Here is a 13,830-nt window from a genome sequence, read left to right on the forward strand (position 1 = left end):
CGTTCACATTGAGAAAATATCGATATAGACAATGGCGGTATCGGTACCGCCGTGCCCGTCGGAAATCGTGTATTCGACCTCGGCCTGCCAATCACTCGGCGGAGTGGATGGCGCGAAATACTGAATCTGGGTGGCGCCGGGCAGGATGTTGGCTGATCCGTCACCCGCGAGCGGAACGCTGACCGAGGTGATTGTCAGGGTGTGACTGTCGGCGTCCGTGTCATTGAGGAGGACGCTGATCGTGATCTGCCCGCCTGCGGAAACGGTCCGGAAGTCATCGACAGCGACCGGCGGCGTGTTTGAACCACCGCCCCCACCTCCCGAGCCGCCTCCGCCGCTTGATTGAACGGCCGCAGCAAGGTCGCCGCCCGGGACGGGTCCGACATTCGCAGCCGGGGTGGTGCAGGTCGGCGTGCCGGTCGTTGCCTGGTCAACCGCGACGCGGTTGTCATTGCGATCCAGGGTGTAGTCGATCGACGAGGATGTTGACGCGGTTGAGTAGTCTGACGCGACGAGCCGCCCGGTTTCATCATAAGTATGGCAAGCGGTGTCAGCGACGGCAGGCGAGACGAAAATTCCCCACGCCGTGACCGTGCTCGCGAGAAAGCGAAATCGCATCCGTCCCCGTCCCTCTATCCCGAACCCACGGTAGTAGAAGGAAATTTGAGGCTGCAAGGAAAAAATGGTTCGCGCTCAAGAAGAATTTATGAAGCGCAGCCCAACGCCATGAGAATTGCTGCGTCCGCACGAAACCATCACCCGTGCATTGGCAGGGCATTCGCGATCAAAAGTCATTGAGTGCGCACGAAAGTGAGCGGGCGCAGCACGATGAGGTTTTCCACAGATAACGCGGATTTGGCGCAACTGTGACGTATTGGACTTCCGCTAACGGTCGGATTCGTCCGACGTCACGGTCTCGATCATGTTGACGATCGAGCGTCTCACCTTGGGATCAGCGCGTTCCAGCGCCGTCAGCACGCGCTGTGCGGTGTCGGGATCGAGACCCTTCAAGGGCTGAAAGATCGGCTCGCCTGGCTCAAACGCGGCGGGGTTATCGTAGAAAAAGCCGAGCGGTTTCCCAAGCGCGTCCGCGAGGTCGACAAGCCGGCCTGCGGCGATCCGGTTCTTTCCCTGTTCGTACTTTTGCACCTGCTGGAAGGTGAGGCCGAGCTTCTCTGCAAGCTCGGTCTGACTATAGCCGGCAAGCTTGCGGGCAATCCGGATGCGTTCGCCAAGCTCGGCATCAAACTCGGTCACGGCCCGAGGATTATGTTTGGTTGACTTATCCGACCCCGTCGCCGCCATTCCCGACCTCCGGGTCACACAGAGCGATTTCGCCGGTGACCTTGTTCTTCAGAACAATCTGATATCGATGCGTATAAAGACAAGCGCAACGGTCTGTCAGTAGCACGCTTCTAGGCCCCGTGTCTCCAAAGCGCACGGTGAAGTCGCCATCGCCGGGAAAGATGGCAAGGCCCGGCCAGGTCTGTCCGCCGAGCTCGAACTCCATGAACTCCCATTCGGGATCGGCCGAGGCGAAGATGAAATCGGTCTCGACCGTGGTCCGGAAATTCCCGGCCGCCTCACCGATATAGGTCTTGTGGCCGGCAACGAGCGCGCCGTTTTCGAAATGCACCGATGGATAGACCTGCACCACGACCTGCCGAACATCCCGGCCGGTATATCCAAGGCTCTGAAAGAGGGCGCTGGTCGCGTTATCCGTCATCGCGTTCGTCTCCATCGCTGAGTTCCGCCACGCCGGCGGGGTCGTCTTCGATCCAGAAGGCCTCAAAGAAGGGGCGGCGAAACCCGCCCGCCTCGGCGGCCAGGCGCAACCCTTGCGCTGGCTCGTCCTCGCCGAGCCGGGCCCGCAACATCGCTTCGACCGCGACCGCGCGGCGGTCCCGGACCTCGGCGCCTTGGGCGACATGATCAAGCCCGGCGCGCCAGGCCCGTTCGGCCTCGCTGCGCCGTCCGAGTGCGGCGAGCGAATCGCCCTCAAGAAGACGTGCCTCGCCAGCATAGTGACGGCGATATTCCCGCCCCTGCGCGATCTGGCGTTCCATGGCGGCCAGAGCGCGAAGCGCGAGGGCGAGCGCGTCCTCAGGGGATTGCCGCGCCAGAGCGACCCGCGCGGAAACGAGATCGAATGAGGCGTGATCAAAATCCCGGTCATCCTCGGCCGTGCCGGCTTCGCCTTCGAGCCGGTAGCGCTGCGCGGCCGAGATGCGGAGCTGGGCCTGCGTGACGCGGCCTTCGGCGAGTTCGATCTCCGCGAGGTCGCGCATTGTCGCCATGTAGTGACGCCGGGTCGGGGCGTTGTCGGGCGCAAATTCGAGCACCTCGCCAAGCGCCGTTTCGGCGGCATCAAGATGGGTTCGAGCTTCATTGAGCTCACCGAGATCAAGGAGCACCGACGCAAGCGCCCGATGCGCGACGCCGACGAGCTGCAGCGCACCATAGCTCGAAGGATTGGCGGCACGTTCCTCAAGATAGAGCGCAAGGGCGCGCTCGCGCGTCTCCCGCGTGCGCTGAAGTTCGCCAAGGCTCCGCGCGGCATCGGCGCGCCAGGCATAGGCGTTGGCGAGATCGCGGCGCGAGGCGGCTCCGGTCGCGACGAGATCGCCTTCCCGGAGCGTAATCACCTCGCCAAAGAGCGTGTCCGCTTCGCTGAACTCACCGCGGGCCAGTGCCACGGCGCCGGCATTGGTGAGGGAATAGCCGCGTTCAGCCCGGTAGACGGGGTTGGCCGGGTCGATCGCGTAAAGCTGCTCGGCAAGGTCGCGATAGGTGGCAAAGGCTTCTGCGGCAGGCGGGAGGTTCAACTGGAGAAAGGCGGCATTGCCGACCCAGAAGACCGACTGCGCATGGTCATAGATGCGATCTGGATCGTTCGGCTGCCGCTGCAGCAGCGCGGCCGTGTGCGCCGCCGCCGCCTCGAAGGCCGTCTCTGCGCCAGCGACATCACCGTGACGCAAACGCGCATCTCCCACCGCGTGGAGGAGGCGTGCCTCGAGCGACAATTCATCATCGCTGGCGTTCACGTCACTGATGGCAGCGAAGTCGGCCAGTAGCCCTTCGCCCAACGCCTGGAACACAGCGCGGCGTTCTTCGGCGGGGAGTGTCTCCTCCAACGTGGTGAGCCAGCGCACGGCCTCGAACTCAGCGTCCTGGCGCGCCACGAGCAGCTCGCTGCGTTCAGACCTCAGATCGAGCACGAACACGCCAAGCCCGATCGAGAGGACCGCGAGACCCGCAGCTGCGGCCCAGCCGGCACGCCCCCAGCCCGCTCCGCCAGCAGACGCTCGGCCTCGCTCTTTGAGCACCGATATTTCGCCGTGGCCGTCGGTCAGAAGCCCGGGGCGCCCGCTGATCAGCTGCGCAACGACCGTGTCCGCGTCCTTTCCATTCATTTCAAGGACGGCGTCAGGCCTTAACGGCTCGATCGGGGAAAGGCGGTCATCGGTGCCGCGCTCAAACCTCAAACTGCCGGGATAGATCGCGCGCTCTGCGATCACTGAGCCCGCGCGCACCAGGATGAGGTTTTCGCGGCCTCTGGCCTTTATGAAGGCGCCCAGACGCACAGCGAGCGGGAGGTTGTCGCTCACACCGGGGGAAAGGAGGAGACACAGATGTTCAGGCAGGTCTGCGCTCGAGACCTCACCGGACGCGATCTCGACATCGGCGAGGACGCCGCGTCGATCGAAGGCCGCGAAGAGGCGGTGGGCGGCCTGACGCGCGCTCGGGTCTGCGAGAATGAGTAGGGTCGGGCGTTCGAGTTTCGTCATGGCCCTAATCCTCTCGCGTGCGGCGCGGCAGGGGAATGATTTCAGCGGAACCCTCGTCAGCACCGGACACCTCCGGGCGAACGAGGCGCACCATGGAACCGGCAAGTTCGTGACGCTGAACCGGCGTCATCGAGGCCGCGTGATAAAGGAGTTCGGCATAGGCAAGCTCAAGCTCGGGGAATTGTCCCGCCGACGTGATCTGGAAGGTCGAGAGCGGGACCCGCAGGATACGCGCGATCTCGAGAAACTCCCCGAAGCGGGGTTCGTCCCCATGTAGAAGTTCGGTGAAGCGTTCAAGACCCAAGAACTCAACGAGCTCTTCTTCCGCTTCGAGCCCGCGATAGGCGGTCAGCATCTCGAGCACGTCGGAGAAATGCGCGCCCGGCGAACCGGCGAGCCTCCAGTGTGCGTCCGTCAAATCCCCACCCCTCCTGCCCGTCAATGCGCCGGGAAGATCACTCCTATCCCCACGGCGACTTGTGACCGCATTAGACGGGCCGTTACCCTCACCGTCAACACGCAAACGAAAGCATCGAGAATCGATTCGACTAATGCGTGTATTTCTGACAGCATCCGAATCGCGCGGAGCCGTGACGGATCCCTTCGGGTCACCGGCGCGCGCGCCCAATGTCGGTTCGCCTGCCTCGCTTCCGCAACAGTGTGGGAGTGACCGACACCTCAGCAGGAGCGGGATCGCCGCCCAGGAGCACTCCAAACCCACCTTCCTGGGGGGCGATCCCGCCTCCATGCTAAACGGGGATGATCTCCGGAGCGACACCTCCGGGCGATGAAGGGGGAATCGCTGATGTTCCGGCTCATTCTGGCCTGCCTTGGTATTCTGGTTGCCGCGCCGGCCTTCCCGGCCGACCGGGTCGTTCCAGCCGATCGGGTCGTGACCGGCGTCGCGCTCCGCGCGGGCCCCTCGACTGATACCGAGGCGCTTGGGCTTCTCCGTCCTGGTGAGAGTCTCGACTATGAGGGTTCAGTCCCGCGCTGGCACCGTGTTCGGACCGCAGACGGCGAACTCGCCTATGTCAGCGCCGGCTGGAGCGAGATCATCGCCGATCCGGACGCGGCACCTTATCGCTTTCACGTCGTCGATGTCGGCACCGGTCTCGCCCTCATTCTCGAAGGCGAGGACGTGCTTCTTGTCTATGACGGGGGCAGCAATGATGACCGGCGGACAGGGTCGAACAACCGGCTTTCGGCATATTTTGCCGCGCGCCTGCCCGGCCGGACGGTGATCGATCATGTGATCTTGAGCCACCCGCACCGCGACCATGTCGAGCTCTTGCCTGACCTTTTCGTCTCGCACGACATTCGCCATGTCTGGGATTCGGGGCGGATCAATTGTACGTCGGGCTATGAGGCCTTCCTCGCGGCGGTCGCCGCCGAACCGGGGGTGAGCTACCACACGGCGCTGCAGAATTTCGGGACGCATGAGGCGGTGTTCGATACCTCGGTCTGCGCCAGCCCGGACACCCCGCCCGTCTCCTTCTCAATTCCCGCAGCCTCGCGGATTGATGACGCGCCGATCGCGCTCGGACCCGGGGCGAGCCTCCTATTCCTTCATGCCGACGGTGCGCCGCATGCGAGCCCCAATGAAAACAGTCTCGTCGTCCGCCTCGACCTCAACGGCACGCGCATTCTCCTGATGGGCGATGCCGAGGCCGGCGGGCGCCGCCCGCCAAGCGAGGCGCCCGATCCTCACTCGATCGAAGGCCTGCTCCTTGAATGCTGCTTGGCCAGCCTTGAAGCCGACATCCTCGTCGCGGGTCATCATGGCAGCCTCACCTCCTCGCGGGATGACTTCCTCGACGCGGTGGATGCGGAGCATTTTGTGATCAGTTCGGGGCCAACCCGCTATGGCTCGGTGGTTCTGCCCGATGGCGAGATCGTCGCCTCGATGGAGGGCCGCGGCACGCTCTGGCGCACGGATCTTGATGACGCGGCCTGCGAAGCGCAGCCCGACAAGATCGGCAGCGACGCCGATGGGCGCGCCGGCGGGTGTGATCACATCGTGTTCGAGATCGCGCCCGATGGCTCGGTCACGGCCGGATATGCGCGCGCAGGTGACTGACACTTCAAGCCGTCGGCACATGGGACGGGACACCGGGGTGACGTCATCCCGGAGTGGGAGAAGGAGACGGGCATGGTCAGTGAGATCGACACGGCCTCGACCGAAAGGGATGAAGCCGAAGAGTCCCGAAGCGATGTCGCAAAGGCACTGTCCGGCACGCTTCAATCCTCGAAGTTTGAACCCAATAGCATGGCGCTCGCTTGTTCAGGTGGGGGATATAAGTCAGGCGCCTATCAGCTCGGCGCCTTCATACGGATGAATGAGCTGGGGATGCTCCCAAAGCTTGGGCGCATCACCTCCGTTTCGGGCGGCTCGATCACCGCCGCCTTCCTCGGCCTCAAATGGCGAGAATTGGTCTGGAAGGACAGCGTCGCTGCGAATTTCGCCGATGTCGTCACGGCGCCGCTGACCCACTTCTTCACGACGGTCACGCTCGATGAGCCAAACATCCTGCGCGGCCTGGTCCCGGGAATGAATGCCGGAGAGGGCCTCATCGCGGGTTACCGCAAACATCTCTTCGGCGACGCGACGCTCCAGGATTTTCCCGATGATGAGACCGCGCCGCGCTTCACGATTCTGGCTACGGATTTTGAACTCAACACGCTTTGGCGCTTTTCACGTCCCTATGCCGCGAACTACCGGGTCGGGCGGATCGATCGTCCGGATTTCCCACTCGCCCAGATGGTCGCGGCGTCTTCAGGCTTTCCGCCCTTCTTTTGCCCCATCAAGCTTGACCTCAAACTTCAGGTCATGATCCGGCAGGGCGGAGAGGACGCCCATCACGCGCCCTACACCGAACGCTCCCTCCTCGCCGACGCGGGCATATATGACAATCTGGGGCTCGAGCCCATCTGGAAACGCTACGGCGTGCTTCTCGTCTCGAACGCCGGCGACCCGGCGTCAGCCGACACAGAGCCGCAATGGTGGGGGAAGACGGCGCGGCGCGCCCTCTCGCTCGTTCACCGACAAGCGGAAAACAACCGCGTGCGTTGGCTTGTCTCGCTGGCTGTGGCCGGAGAAAGAAAGCTCGCCTACATTCCGCTCCGTGGAGATGTGAGCGACTTCCCGGCTGGGGGTGGCTTCTCGCTGTCCAAGGTCGATGCCGAAAGCGCAAGACAGGAAGCTGTACGCCTGAAGGCAATGAGGGCACCGAATTTCGAACGCCTTGTCCGGCATGGCTATTCAATGAGCAATGCGGCGATCGCGATGTATTTGCCCCAGCCCCAGGCAATAGCGCCTCATTGGCCGATCTTGCCACTTTGATGAGAGCGCGATGACAAACGTGTTTCACCGCCGGACTCAATACGCCGTCGGCCAAGGTTTTTTCCACGCTGGGTTCTTCAAATTGAACAAGAGCGGCGGCACTGACTTCGTCTATGTTTACGATTGCGGCGCGATGGAGCGTTACAAGGACGCGCGAAATCGCGAGATCAACCAGTTCAAATCGGAACTGAACGGGCGGTCGATTGATCTCATGTTTCTGTCCCATCTCCATGCCGACCATGTGAGCGGCCTCCCCGAGCTTCTCGCGGGATCGGCGCCCGTCCGGGCCAAAACGATTGTCCTTCCTTATACCGGATTATCGGAACGGGCGATTCTCTTCGCGAAGGACACCGCGCTTGGCGCCTGGGGAGAAGATATGGCGCTGGCACGCGATCTCACGATCGATCCAGTTGGTACGATTTCGCAACGGTTTGGACCGGATGAGATCATAATCGTGCATGCTTCTGAGCCCGACGACGAGCCTGGTCCCGGCCCTGAGCCGAGACCTGGCGAGGATAAAAGGGATGCGGGTTGGGTCTTCAAAAGGTTTTCTCCCGCTCGCCGAAGCAGCGCACCACGTCGCGTCGGGCGTTCAAATGTTCAGGAATGTAGCGATCGTTCCGAGTTGTCGATTCTGCGGTTTGCCTGGGGTTTCTTTCCCCATGTCAAGCCGATCGATCCAAGCAGGCTTCAGGCTTTCCGAGCCGCATTAGCGCGCGAGCTCTCCCTCGAACTCGCCCACCTCGATTCGCTCCTATCGTCCCCGGACGAGCTCAGGGATCTCCTCGTGAACAGTCGCACCAAACTCCGCGATGCCTATAAAGCGATCAGCTCTGATCTGAATGTAACGAGTCTCTCGATCCTGTCTCGACCGTATGAAGACCCCGAGAAATTCCTGTGGAATGTGGACGTAGATCATCCTCACCGATGGCCTTTGGGTTGTTGGTGTTGCAGAGACACTTTGCTCTCCGCCATCGGCTGGCTCGGGACGGGGGACGCTGATTTGAAGACCGTGCAAGAAGCGCAGAAGTTCTGTGATCACTATTCCGTTCGCGGGCAGTCCATCTTGACGATGACGCTTCCGCACCATGGGTCAGACCACAATTTCAATCCGAAACTGATTGAATTTTTTCGACCCACATTTGCGGTCGCTCCGGCAGATGAGTTCGCGAACTGGCGCCATCCAGGATCCGGTGTTGTTCGAAGAGTTGCCGAGCGCGGAGCAAGGCTCGAACCAGTGACATCAGACCCGCAGACGCGATTCATGGAAACATTCCAGCGTTGGTAGGAGTCGCCGCTAGATAGGTATCGATAGTTGTATTTTCTTATGTATTGACGGCTTTTCGATGCAGCAATACCAAGCTCGCAGAAGATTTTCTGGGAGACATCAATATGAATGAAGTCGAGTCATCACTAAACAACGAGGAACTGCTGCGCATGACGACCGACATCGTCGCGTCCTTTGTTGCAAACAATTCGATTCCGTCTGAGTCGTTGCCGGACCTCATCCGCAATGTTCATGCGACAGTGAGCGACATTTCTGGCGGCAATGCCAAGCCGGAAGTGAAGCAGAAGCCGGCCGTTCCGGTTTCGAAGTCCGTCACCGACGACTTCATCATCTGCCTGGAAGACGGCAAGAAGCTGAAGATGCTGAAGCGCTATCTGCGCTCACAATACGACATGTCGCCGGAAGACTATCGCCGCAAGTGGGGCCTGCCCGCCGACTATCCGATGGTCGCGCCGAACTATTCCAAGCGCCGCTCCCAATTCGCCAAGCAGATCGGCCTTGGCCGTGGCGGCAAGGCAGCGAAGAAGAAGTAGTCGAGTCCTATCTGACCTTGATACCGCGGCCGGGCCCAGTGCCCGGCCGTTTTGCGAGGATTTTGACTCAGCCCCGAGGATCCCGCGACGTTAGGCCCTCGCGGTGAGACTTACTCGATGCACCGGTACAGCCGCTCGGTGAGCATCCCGCCGCTTTGCGACATCGGCTTCCTGCAGGTTGGACGGCGCATGCGACAGATTGATGTATTGGAGTTCAATCGTATCGCTGTCGATCTGGTTTACGTTCACCTGGGCTGTCAATCCGCAATCGAGCGAAGTTAAACGCGAGCCGTATCGGCCGCGGCGCCACTCATTCCGGCAATCAACGCGGTCTGTGAGTAGATCGTCCTGATAGATCGCGATCAAGAAACTCGTCGTCGGCGGTGAGAAGCGCACCGTCGTATTAGCGTCCCGACAAAGCGGGGTATCGGCCCAAGTTCCGCCCAGGAAGTTCAGGGGTTATGCTCCGTAGGTCGGCATTAACTCTGCCACCGAAAGCGTGCAGCGACTTACCCCAAGCCTAAGATCGTCCCACCGACAACAGCTCAACGAATCTGATGCACCATACCGCTGTTCGTCGGAACCCCGCTGATTGAACATTTTAGTGCATAGTGTTTAATCAGCGGGTGCCGCTAGCGTGCTGCAAGATTAGGAGGGTGTCCGGAAAGACACCGCTTACCGCAGCGATCCGCTATGCCCTCACGCGCATGAAGCGGCTCGAGCCTTGGCTGGACCATGGCATGACCGAGCTCGACAACAATGCCGACAAGCGCGCCATGCGCCCCCTTCGCCCCGGGCCGGAAGAACGTCCTCTTCGCCGGCTCGCAGAACGGTAGCAAGGCGGCGGCCATTGATTAAACGCTGACCGAGACCGCCAAGCTCAACGGCGTAGCCTCGCAGGCCTGGCTCACCGACGTGCTGGCCAACATCGCCGACACAAAGATCACGCGTCTCGACGATCTGCTGCCCTAGTCTTACGCTCAGCGAGGCTGAGCGTAAGACAGACGCCGCGCGACGGGCAGGTCGGATTGGTCGAACGCTTTCGCAGATTGAAGGCAGGCGCCGATCGCCGAGAGCCGTTGGCGTGTGTCCGGAGACAATTTTCGCAACTTCGAATTGCCGAGCGTGCCTTTTAAGGTCAATAGTGCATCGCGTGACTGCCTAGAGTCCCAAAGCTCGATTGCGAGGCGAGCCCAAATGCGGAAGTTTAAAAAAAAGCGCATTTTGCAGCTCACCGATGAGAGTTTTACGGTGGCTTGCACTCTATTAGCAACCTCAATCACCCGACACGGACAAGACAGTTTCGTGCTATCTATCGCTCGGGGTGGATACAAACTCGGAGATCAACTGTCTCGATTATTAAACTTACCACACTACAAAATCACAGCATCACACAACGCTAGCGATGCACCGTATAGCAAGACGAACAATGAGGTAAAAATTTCCACCTCTGGAGATGTCAACCTACCCGAAAGTGGCACCGCTGTGCTCGTCGACGACATTTGTGGCACAGGCAAAACAATGATTGAAGTCAAAAGTTATATTCAACGGACAAGCGGTATTGTTATCACACAAACCGCCACGCTTTGCAGGAATATTGGAAGCGATGTGCTACCCACGCATTGGGTATGGGATGTGGATGATTGGGTATTATTTCCGTGGGAGGATGCCCCCAGACAGGTGGATATGGAACCCCTTCCGTCTCCCAAACAGGTCTACAATTCTCTTGGCGGATAAAGAAACCTATTTTATCGGATAAAGCTATGGATAGCGTGTTTATAATTGGCTGCTCCCGCCGCAAGAAAGACACGAGGAGGCCGACTAAAGCCATCCAGATTTACCGAGGCGGCGGAATACCAGAACTCTACCAAGCTGTGTTGCCGTACCCTTCGTTATTAGATCGAATTTTCATCTTATCCGCAAAGCACGGCTTGTTGAGTGCCCACGATGAAATATTGCCGTATGAACAAAAATTATCATTCGAGATGGCACTCGAAATGCGAGCCGCAGTGTCGAATCAAATAGACGCTAAAATTATACACTCACTTTATCCAAAAGTTATTTATTTATTGATAGAGCCTAATTATCTAGTAATGGCGTCAGTTCTATTTTCTGAAAAATATAATGGAAGAATTATATGGGAACCAGACGTTCGCAAAAAAAAATCGATTTTGATTAGTAACTTTATTGCATCCATCGATTAGATATATCTTCAGTTTCTTTTTTCATTTCTTTTAATAATAAATCGAATTTTACCTTATCGTCGTACAGAATTGTTTCGTATCCAATTCTCCATATATCCAGCAGAGTGGATTCGGCATCTGCAAGGCGCTTTGTGTCGTGATTTGGTGTTATTCTTTCGAGAAAGATTCTTTTTTCAATTTCAAAGCTGATGGATTTAAACGATGAAATAAAATTAAATGCGGCTTGCACTTGGTGGTCCTGGAATCGGTATTCGACGCCCTCAATGGTCTCATTCGTGATCAAACCTAGCTCTCGAATTTGATCCAAGGCTGGTGTTCCATGTAATGGCCACAACCAACTCTTCAATGCATCAATAGTAGTTATATCATTATGCTCCAAGAACTCAAAATTAGTTCGCAATTCCCCGAATGTCATTCTCGGATCAAACATTATGAAGGCGAGATTTAAGGTCATGCCGATGTTCTTTAATATATTTATCGCTCTTACATTTTGATCCACTGAAGCCCCTTTATTATACATACGAAGAATTCGATCTACGCCCGATTCAATTCCAATCAGGCAATCTACTGCCCCGGCTTTCCGTAAAAGCCGAAAGAGGCTCTCTTCGACCGAGGTGGCGCGGGCGTCGATCATAAGCTCCACCTCAATTCCCCTGCGAATTATTTCCTCCGCAAATAGTCTAGCACGCTTCCTTCCCTCATTGTTCGTCCCAATGAACTCGTCGTCGGAAAAGCGGAACAATGTCGAGCCGTATCGTTCGTTAATGAATTCAATCTCATCAACTACGTCGACCGGGCTTCGTGCTCGCCATTTCGGGCCATAGAAGGCGCGGATATCGCAGAATGAGCAACTAGCAAAGCATCCCCTGCTTGTTGAAATCTGCGTCGCCCACAAATGCCCTTTTTCGCGCAATATCGAAAGGGTATCTCTGGCTGGCCAAGGAAGTGAATCCAAGTCCACTAACTGCTGCGAAGCGGAATTTTTCTTAATAACTCCAGTGTCTCGATGCCTCCAAGTTAAGCCAACACATGCAGCGAGATCCCCATTCGACGACAGGGCGGAGAATAAGGCCCATAAGATCTCTTCTCCGTCGCCTCGGACGACACTGTCGATCGTGGGGTGGTCCTGGAGCAATGCGGTGTCTTGAAACGTCGCGAAATGTCCCCCGACGGTGATATGCGCATTTTCGTTACGCTCGCGCACCAACCGGGCGACTTCTAACGCCTCCCATACAAGCATGTGAGATGAGATTGAAATGCCGACAAGCGAGAACTCCGCAAAATTCACGACCGATGAGATTTCGCAAGCGGCCAAGCGCAATAGATTGGCGTCTACCAGTGTCACGTCCACGCCGCGCTCTCGGAGATATGAAGCGAGATAACCAAGTCCAAGATTTTCGCTTGGGAAATACAGTGGATATCGTGGATCGTCGCCGAGAGGCGCAATGAGCAGTACACGCATTTTCCACCTCGTTCGAATCTGGGCGCGACTTGATGCCTGAGACCGCTCCGTTTGATAAGGTTCCGAGCGATATTCGACGGCTGCCTGGGTAGTTCTACAACATTTTGTGAGTTTCGTGTGGCTCAAAGTGGCCGGCATTTCAAGTGGTGTCCCGTGGTTGCGTTTGGGTCGAACGAATTTCACTGTTCGGTTGACCGGTGAACGCGGCTCAATGCGAGGGGGGCAAAGGCAAGGCGCGAGGTATAAATGATAGTATTTCTTGCCGTTTATCGGACAGGCAGATGTGTGGCGATATATGGTAGAGTGTTAGAATGCGTAGCGCGTTGGTGAGCGTCACGCCCAATTCTTGGTGCCAAAACATGTCTGAAACTCCGCGTTTAAAGATCGTGCTCGTTGATGGGAGCAATTTATTTTGGCGGGCTGCGATGGGATTTCCGGCTCGGATTATTGGGCGTCGGAGCGAGGATATTACACCGACATTCGGGTTCTTTGCCCTACTACGAGCCGGCCTTCGGAGCATTGATGCTCAAAAAGTCGTCTTAGTGTTTTTTGATAGCGAAAGATCCTCAAATCAAAATAGGAAGATTGATTATACTTACAAAAACAATAGATTTGGGGATTTGAGTCATTTTGATCAATTTGATCATCTAATAGATGGCCTGAATATGTGCGGTATAAGAAACTATGTATGCGACGACTATGAGGCGGATGATGCGATCGCCTCTGCGAGGGAGGGACATCGCTCTCATAGCGTAACTATTTTTTCTTCGGATAAGGATTTCTATCAACTTGTTGATGAGAAAACAGAAATACTTGACACCCAGAAAAAGAAAGATGCTTGGATCATCAATGCTAACTGGATTGTCGCGCGGTATGGAGTGTTGCCGTCACAGTGGGTAGACTATCGCTCTCTGATTGGCGATCCGGCGGATAATATTAAGGGCATCACGGGAATTGGCCCCAAGAAAGCGCAGCTATTGCTAGGCAAGCACGTCACTTTGGACAATATCGCATCGATGGACTCGGACCCTGGTCCATTAGAGGGCAAAGTCTTGGACGCGTGGGACGATCTTGAGCGCGCGAGAGCCTTGCTAAGGTTGGATCCAACATTAAAGCTCGAGCAGTCTCCGCAACTTGAACCTACAGCTGACCTGCCTATCGCCGCAAAAATCTGCGAAGGCCTTTCACTACTTCGGGAGAAGAAATAGATTC

At 57.6% G+C, this 13,830-nt stretch carries 16 protein-coding genes; 9 read left to right on the plus strand and 7 right to left on the minus strand.

All coding sequences use genetic code 11. From position 1 onward, the window contains the following. Positions 1–3 precede the first annotated feature (3 nt). The 5 genes from ACFOOR_RS07445 to ACFOOR_RS07465 form a co-directional block, all read right to left on the minus strand. Positions 4–618, minus strand: coding sequence for an Ig-like domain-containing protein (locus tag ACFOOR_RS07445; RefSeq protein ID WP_343164876.1), 615 nt, complete (start codon positions 616–618; stop codon positions 4–6). Positions 619–885: 267 nt separating this feature from the next. After that, complete coding sequence (locus tag ACFOOR_RS07450; RefSeq protein WP_343164875.1) at positions 886–1,305, minus strand: helix-turn-helix domain-containing protein; 420 nt, start codon at positions 1,303–1,305, stop codon at positions 886–888. Then, a complete protein-coding gene (locus ACFOOR_RS07455) occupies positions 1,283–1,726 on the minus strand; it encodes a hypothetical protein (RefSeq protein WP_343164874.1) in 444 nt (147 codons plus the stop codon). The genes ACFOOR_RS07450 and ACFOOR_RS07455 overlap by 23 nt, the downstream gene beginning before the upstream one ends. Next, positions 1,716–3,788, minus strand: a complete 2,073-nt coding sequence (locus ACFOOR_RS07460; RefSeq protein WP_343164873.1) for a hypothetical protein — start codon at positions 3,786–3,788, stop codon at positions 1,716–1,718. The genes ACFOOR_RS07455 and ACFOOR_RS07460 overlap by 11 nt, the downstream gene beginning before the upstream one ends. A gap of 4 nt (positions 3,789–3,792) precedes the next feature. Beyond that, on the minus strand, positions 3,793–4,206 hold the full coding sequence (locus ACFOOR_RS07465) for a hypothetical protein (RefSeq protein ID WP_343164872.1): 414 nt from the start codon (positions 4,204–4,206) through the stop codon (positions 3,793–3,795). A 387-nt stretch (positions 4,207–4,593) separates the two neighbouring features. Here ACFOOR_RS07465 and ACFOOR_RS07470 point away from each other — a divergent pair, with 387 nt between their 5' ends. From ACFOOR_RS07470 to ACFOOR_RS07485, 4 genes are all read left to right on the plus strand, one after another. After that, positions 4,594–5,868 carry an MBL fold metallo-hydrolase gene (locus ACFOOR_RS07470; protein ID WP_343164871.1) on the plus strand — a complete coding sequence of 425 codons (1,275 nt, stop codon included), beginning with the start codon at positions 4,594–4,596 and terminating at the stop codon, positions 5,866–5,868. Between the two features lie 72 nt (positions 5,869–5,940). Beyond that, the gene (locus ACFOOR_RS07475; RefSeq protein WP_343164870.1) at positions 5,941–7,131 is read left to right on the plus strand and encodes a patatin-like phospholipase family protein; all 1,191 of its coding nucleotides are present in this window, start codon (positions 5,941–5,943) and stop codon (positions 7,129–7,131) included. A 10-nt stretch (positions 7,132–7,141) separates the two neighbouring features. Next, positions 7,142–8,419, plus strand: a complete 1,278-nt coding sequence (locus ACFOOR_RS07480) for an MBL fold metallo-hydrolase (RefSeq protein ID WP_343164869.1) — start codon at positions 7,142–7,144, stop codon at positions 8,417–8,419. Between the two features lie 104 nt (positions 8,420–8,523). Continuing rightward, the gene (locus tag ACFOOR_RS07485) at positions 8,524–8,952 is read left to right on the plus strand and encodes a MucR family transcriptional regulator (protein WP_343164868.1); all 429 of its coding nucleotides are present in this window, start codon (positions 8,524–8,526) and stop codon (positions 8,950–8,952) included. A 90-nt stretch (positions 8,953–9,042) separates the two neighbouring features. Here ACFOOR_RS07485 and ACFOOR_RS07490 read toward each other — a convergent pair whose 3' ends face one another. Then, a complete protein-coding gene (locus ACFOOR_RS07490; RefSeq protein WP_343164867.1) occupies positions 9,043–9,318 on the minus strand; it encodes a hypothetical protein in 276 nt (91 codons plus the stop codon). A gap of 290 nt (positions 9,319–9,608) precedes the next feature. On the opposite strand from ACFOOR_RS07490, the gene ACFOOR_RS07495 reads away from it, so the two are divergent. The 4 genes from ACFOOR_RS07495 (at position 9,609) to ACFOOR_RS07510 (ending at position 11,156) form a co-directional block, all read left to right on the plus strand. After that, the gene (locus ACFOOR_RS07495; RefSeq protein ID WP_343164866.1) at positions 9,609–9,788 is read left to right on the plus strand and encodes an IS66 family transposase; all 180 of its coding nucleotides are present in this window, start codon (positions 9,609–9,611) and stop codon (positions 9,786–9,788) included. A gap of 25 nt (positions 9,789–9,813) precedes the next feature. Further along, complete coding sequence (locus tag ACFOOR_RS07500; RefSeq protein ID WP_343164968.1) at positions 9,814–9,924, plus strand: transposase domain-containing protein; 111 nt, start codon at positions 9,814–9,816, stop codon at positions 9,922–9,924. A gap of 225 nt (positions 9,925–10,149) precedes the next feature. Then, positions 10,150–10,689, plus strand: coding sequence for a phosphoribosyltransferase (locus tag ACFOOR_RS07505; protein WP_343164865.1), 540 nt, complete (start codon positions 10,150–10,152; stop codon positions 10,687–10,689). A gap of 26 nt (positions 10,690–10,715) precedes the next feature. Further along, a complete protein-coding gene (locus tag ACFOOR_RS07510) occupies positions 10,716–11,156 on the plus strand; it encodes a DUF6884 domain-containing protein (protein WP_343164864.1) in 441 nt (146 codons plus the stop codon). Here the strand turns inward: ACFOOR_RS07510 and ACFOOR_RS07515 are convergent. After that, positions 11,137–12,618 carry a B12-binding domain-containing radical SAM protein gene (locus tag ACFOOR_RS07515; RefSeq protein ID WP_343164863.1) on the minus strand — a complete coding sequence of 494 codons (1,482 nt, stop codon included), beginning with the start codon at positions 12,616–12,618 and terminating at the stop codon, positions 11,137–11,139. The two genes, ACFOOR_RS07510 and ACFOOR_RS07515, sit on opposite strands and share 20 nt — an antisense overlap. Before the next feature lie 311 nt (positions 12,619–12,929). Between ACFOOR_RS07515 and ACFOOR_RS07520 the strand changes: the two genes are divergently transcribed. Then, positions 12,930–13,826, plus strand: coding sequence for a 5'-3' exonuclease (locus ACFOOR_RS07520; protein ID WP_343164862.1), 897 nt, complete (start codon positions 12,930–12,932; stop codon positions 13,824–13,826). Positions 13,827–13,830: the final 4 nt, after the last annotated feature.

Source organism: Hyphobacterium vulgare (assembly GCF_042643335.1).
GTDB classification, from domain to species: domain Bacteria; phylum Pseudomonadota; class Alphaproteobacteria; order Caulobacterales; family Maricaulaceae; genus Hyphobacterium; species Hyphobacterium vulgare.

What these genes read in the sequence shown, in the direction of transcription:
- ACFOOR_RS07445 (WP_343164876.1), bottom strand. Translation starts at nt 618, where the DNA reads ATGCGATTTCGCTTTCTCGCGAGCACGGTCACGGCGTGGGGAATTTTC.
- ACFOOR_RS07450 (WP_343164875.1), bottom strand. Translation starts at nt 1,305, where the DNA reads ATGGCGGCGACGGGGTCGGATAAGTCAACCAAACATAATCCTCGGGCC.
- ACFOOR_RS07455 (WP_343164874.1), bottom strand. Translation starts at nt 1,726, where the DNA reads ATGACGGATAACGCGACCAGCGCCCTCTTTCAGAGCCTTGGATATACC.
- ACFOOR_RS07460 (WP_343164873.1), bottom strand. Translation starts at nt 3,788, where the DNA reads ATGACGAAACTCGAACGCCCGACCCTACTCATTCTCGCAGACCCGAGC.
- ACFOOR_RS07470 (WP_343164871.1), top strand. Translation starts at nt 4,594, where the DNA reads ATGTTCCGGCTCATTCTGGCCTGCCTTGGTATTCTGGTTGCCGCGCCG.
- ACFOOR_RS07475 (WP_343164870.1), top strand. Translation starts at nt 5,941, where the DNA reads ATGGTCAGTGAGATCGACACGGCCTCGACCGAAAGGGATGAAGCCGAA.
- ACFOOR_RS07480 (WP_343164869.1), top strand. Translation starts at nt 7,142, where the DNA reads ATGACAAACGTGTTTCACCGCCGGACTCAATACGCCGTCGGCCAAGGT.
- ACFOOR_RS07485 (WP_343164868.1), top strand. Translation starts at nt 8,524, where the DNA reads ATGAATGAAGTCGAGTCATCACTAAACAACGAGGAACTGCTGCGCATG.
- ACFOOR_RS07505 (WP_343164865.1), top strand. Translation starts at nt 10,150, where the DNA reads ATGCGGAAGTTTAAAAAAAAGCGCATTTTGCAGCTCACCGATGAGAGT.
- ACFOOR_RS07510 (WP_343164864.1), top strand. Translation starts at nt 10,716, where the DNA reads ATGGATAGCGTGTTTATAATTGGCTGCTCCCGCCGCAAGAAAGACACG.
- ACFOOR_RS07515 (WP_343164863.1), bottom strand. Translation starts at nt 12,618, where the DNA reads ATGCGTGTACTGCTCATTGCGCCTCTCGGCGACGATCCACGATATCCA.
- ACFOOR_RS07520 (WP_343164862.1), top strand. Translation starts at nt 12,930, where the DNA reads ATGCGTAGCGCGTTGGTGAGCGTCACGCCCAATTCTTGGTGCCAAAAC.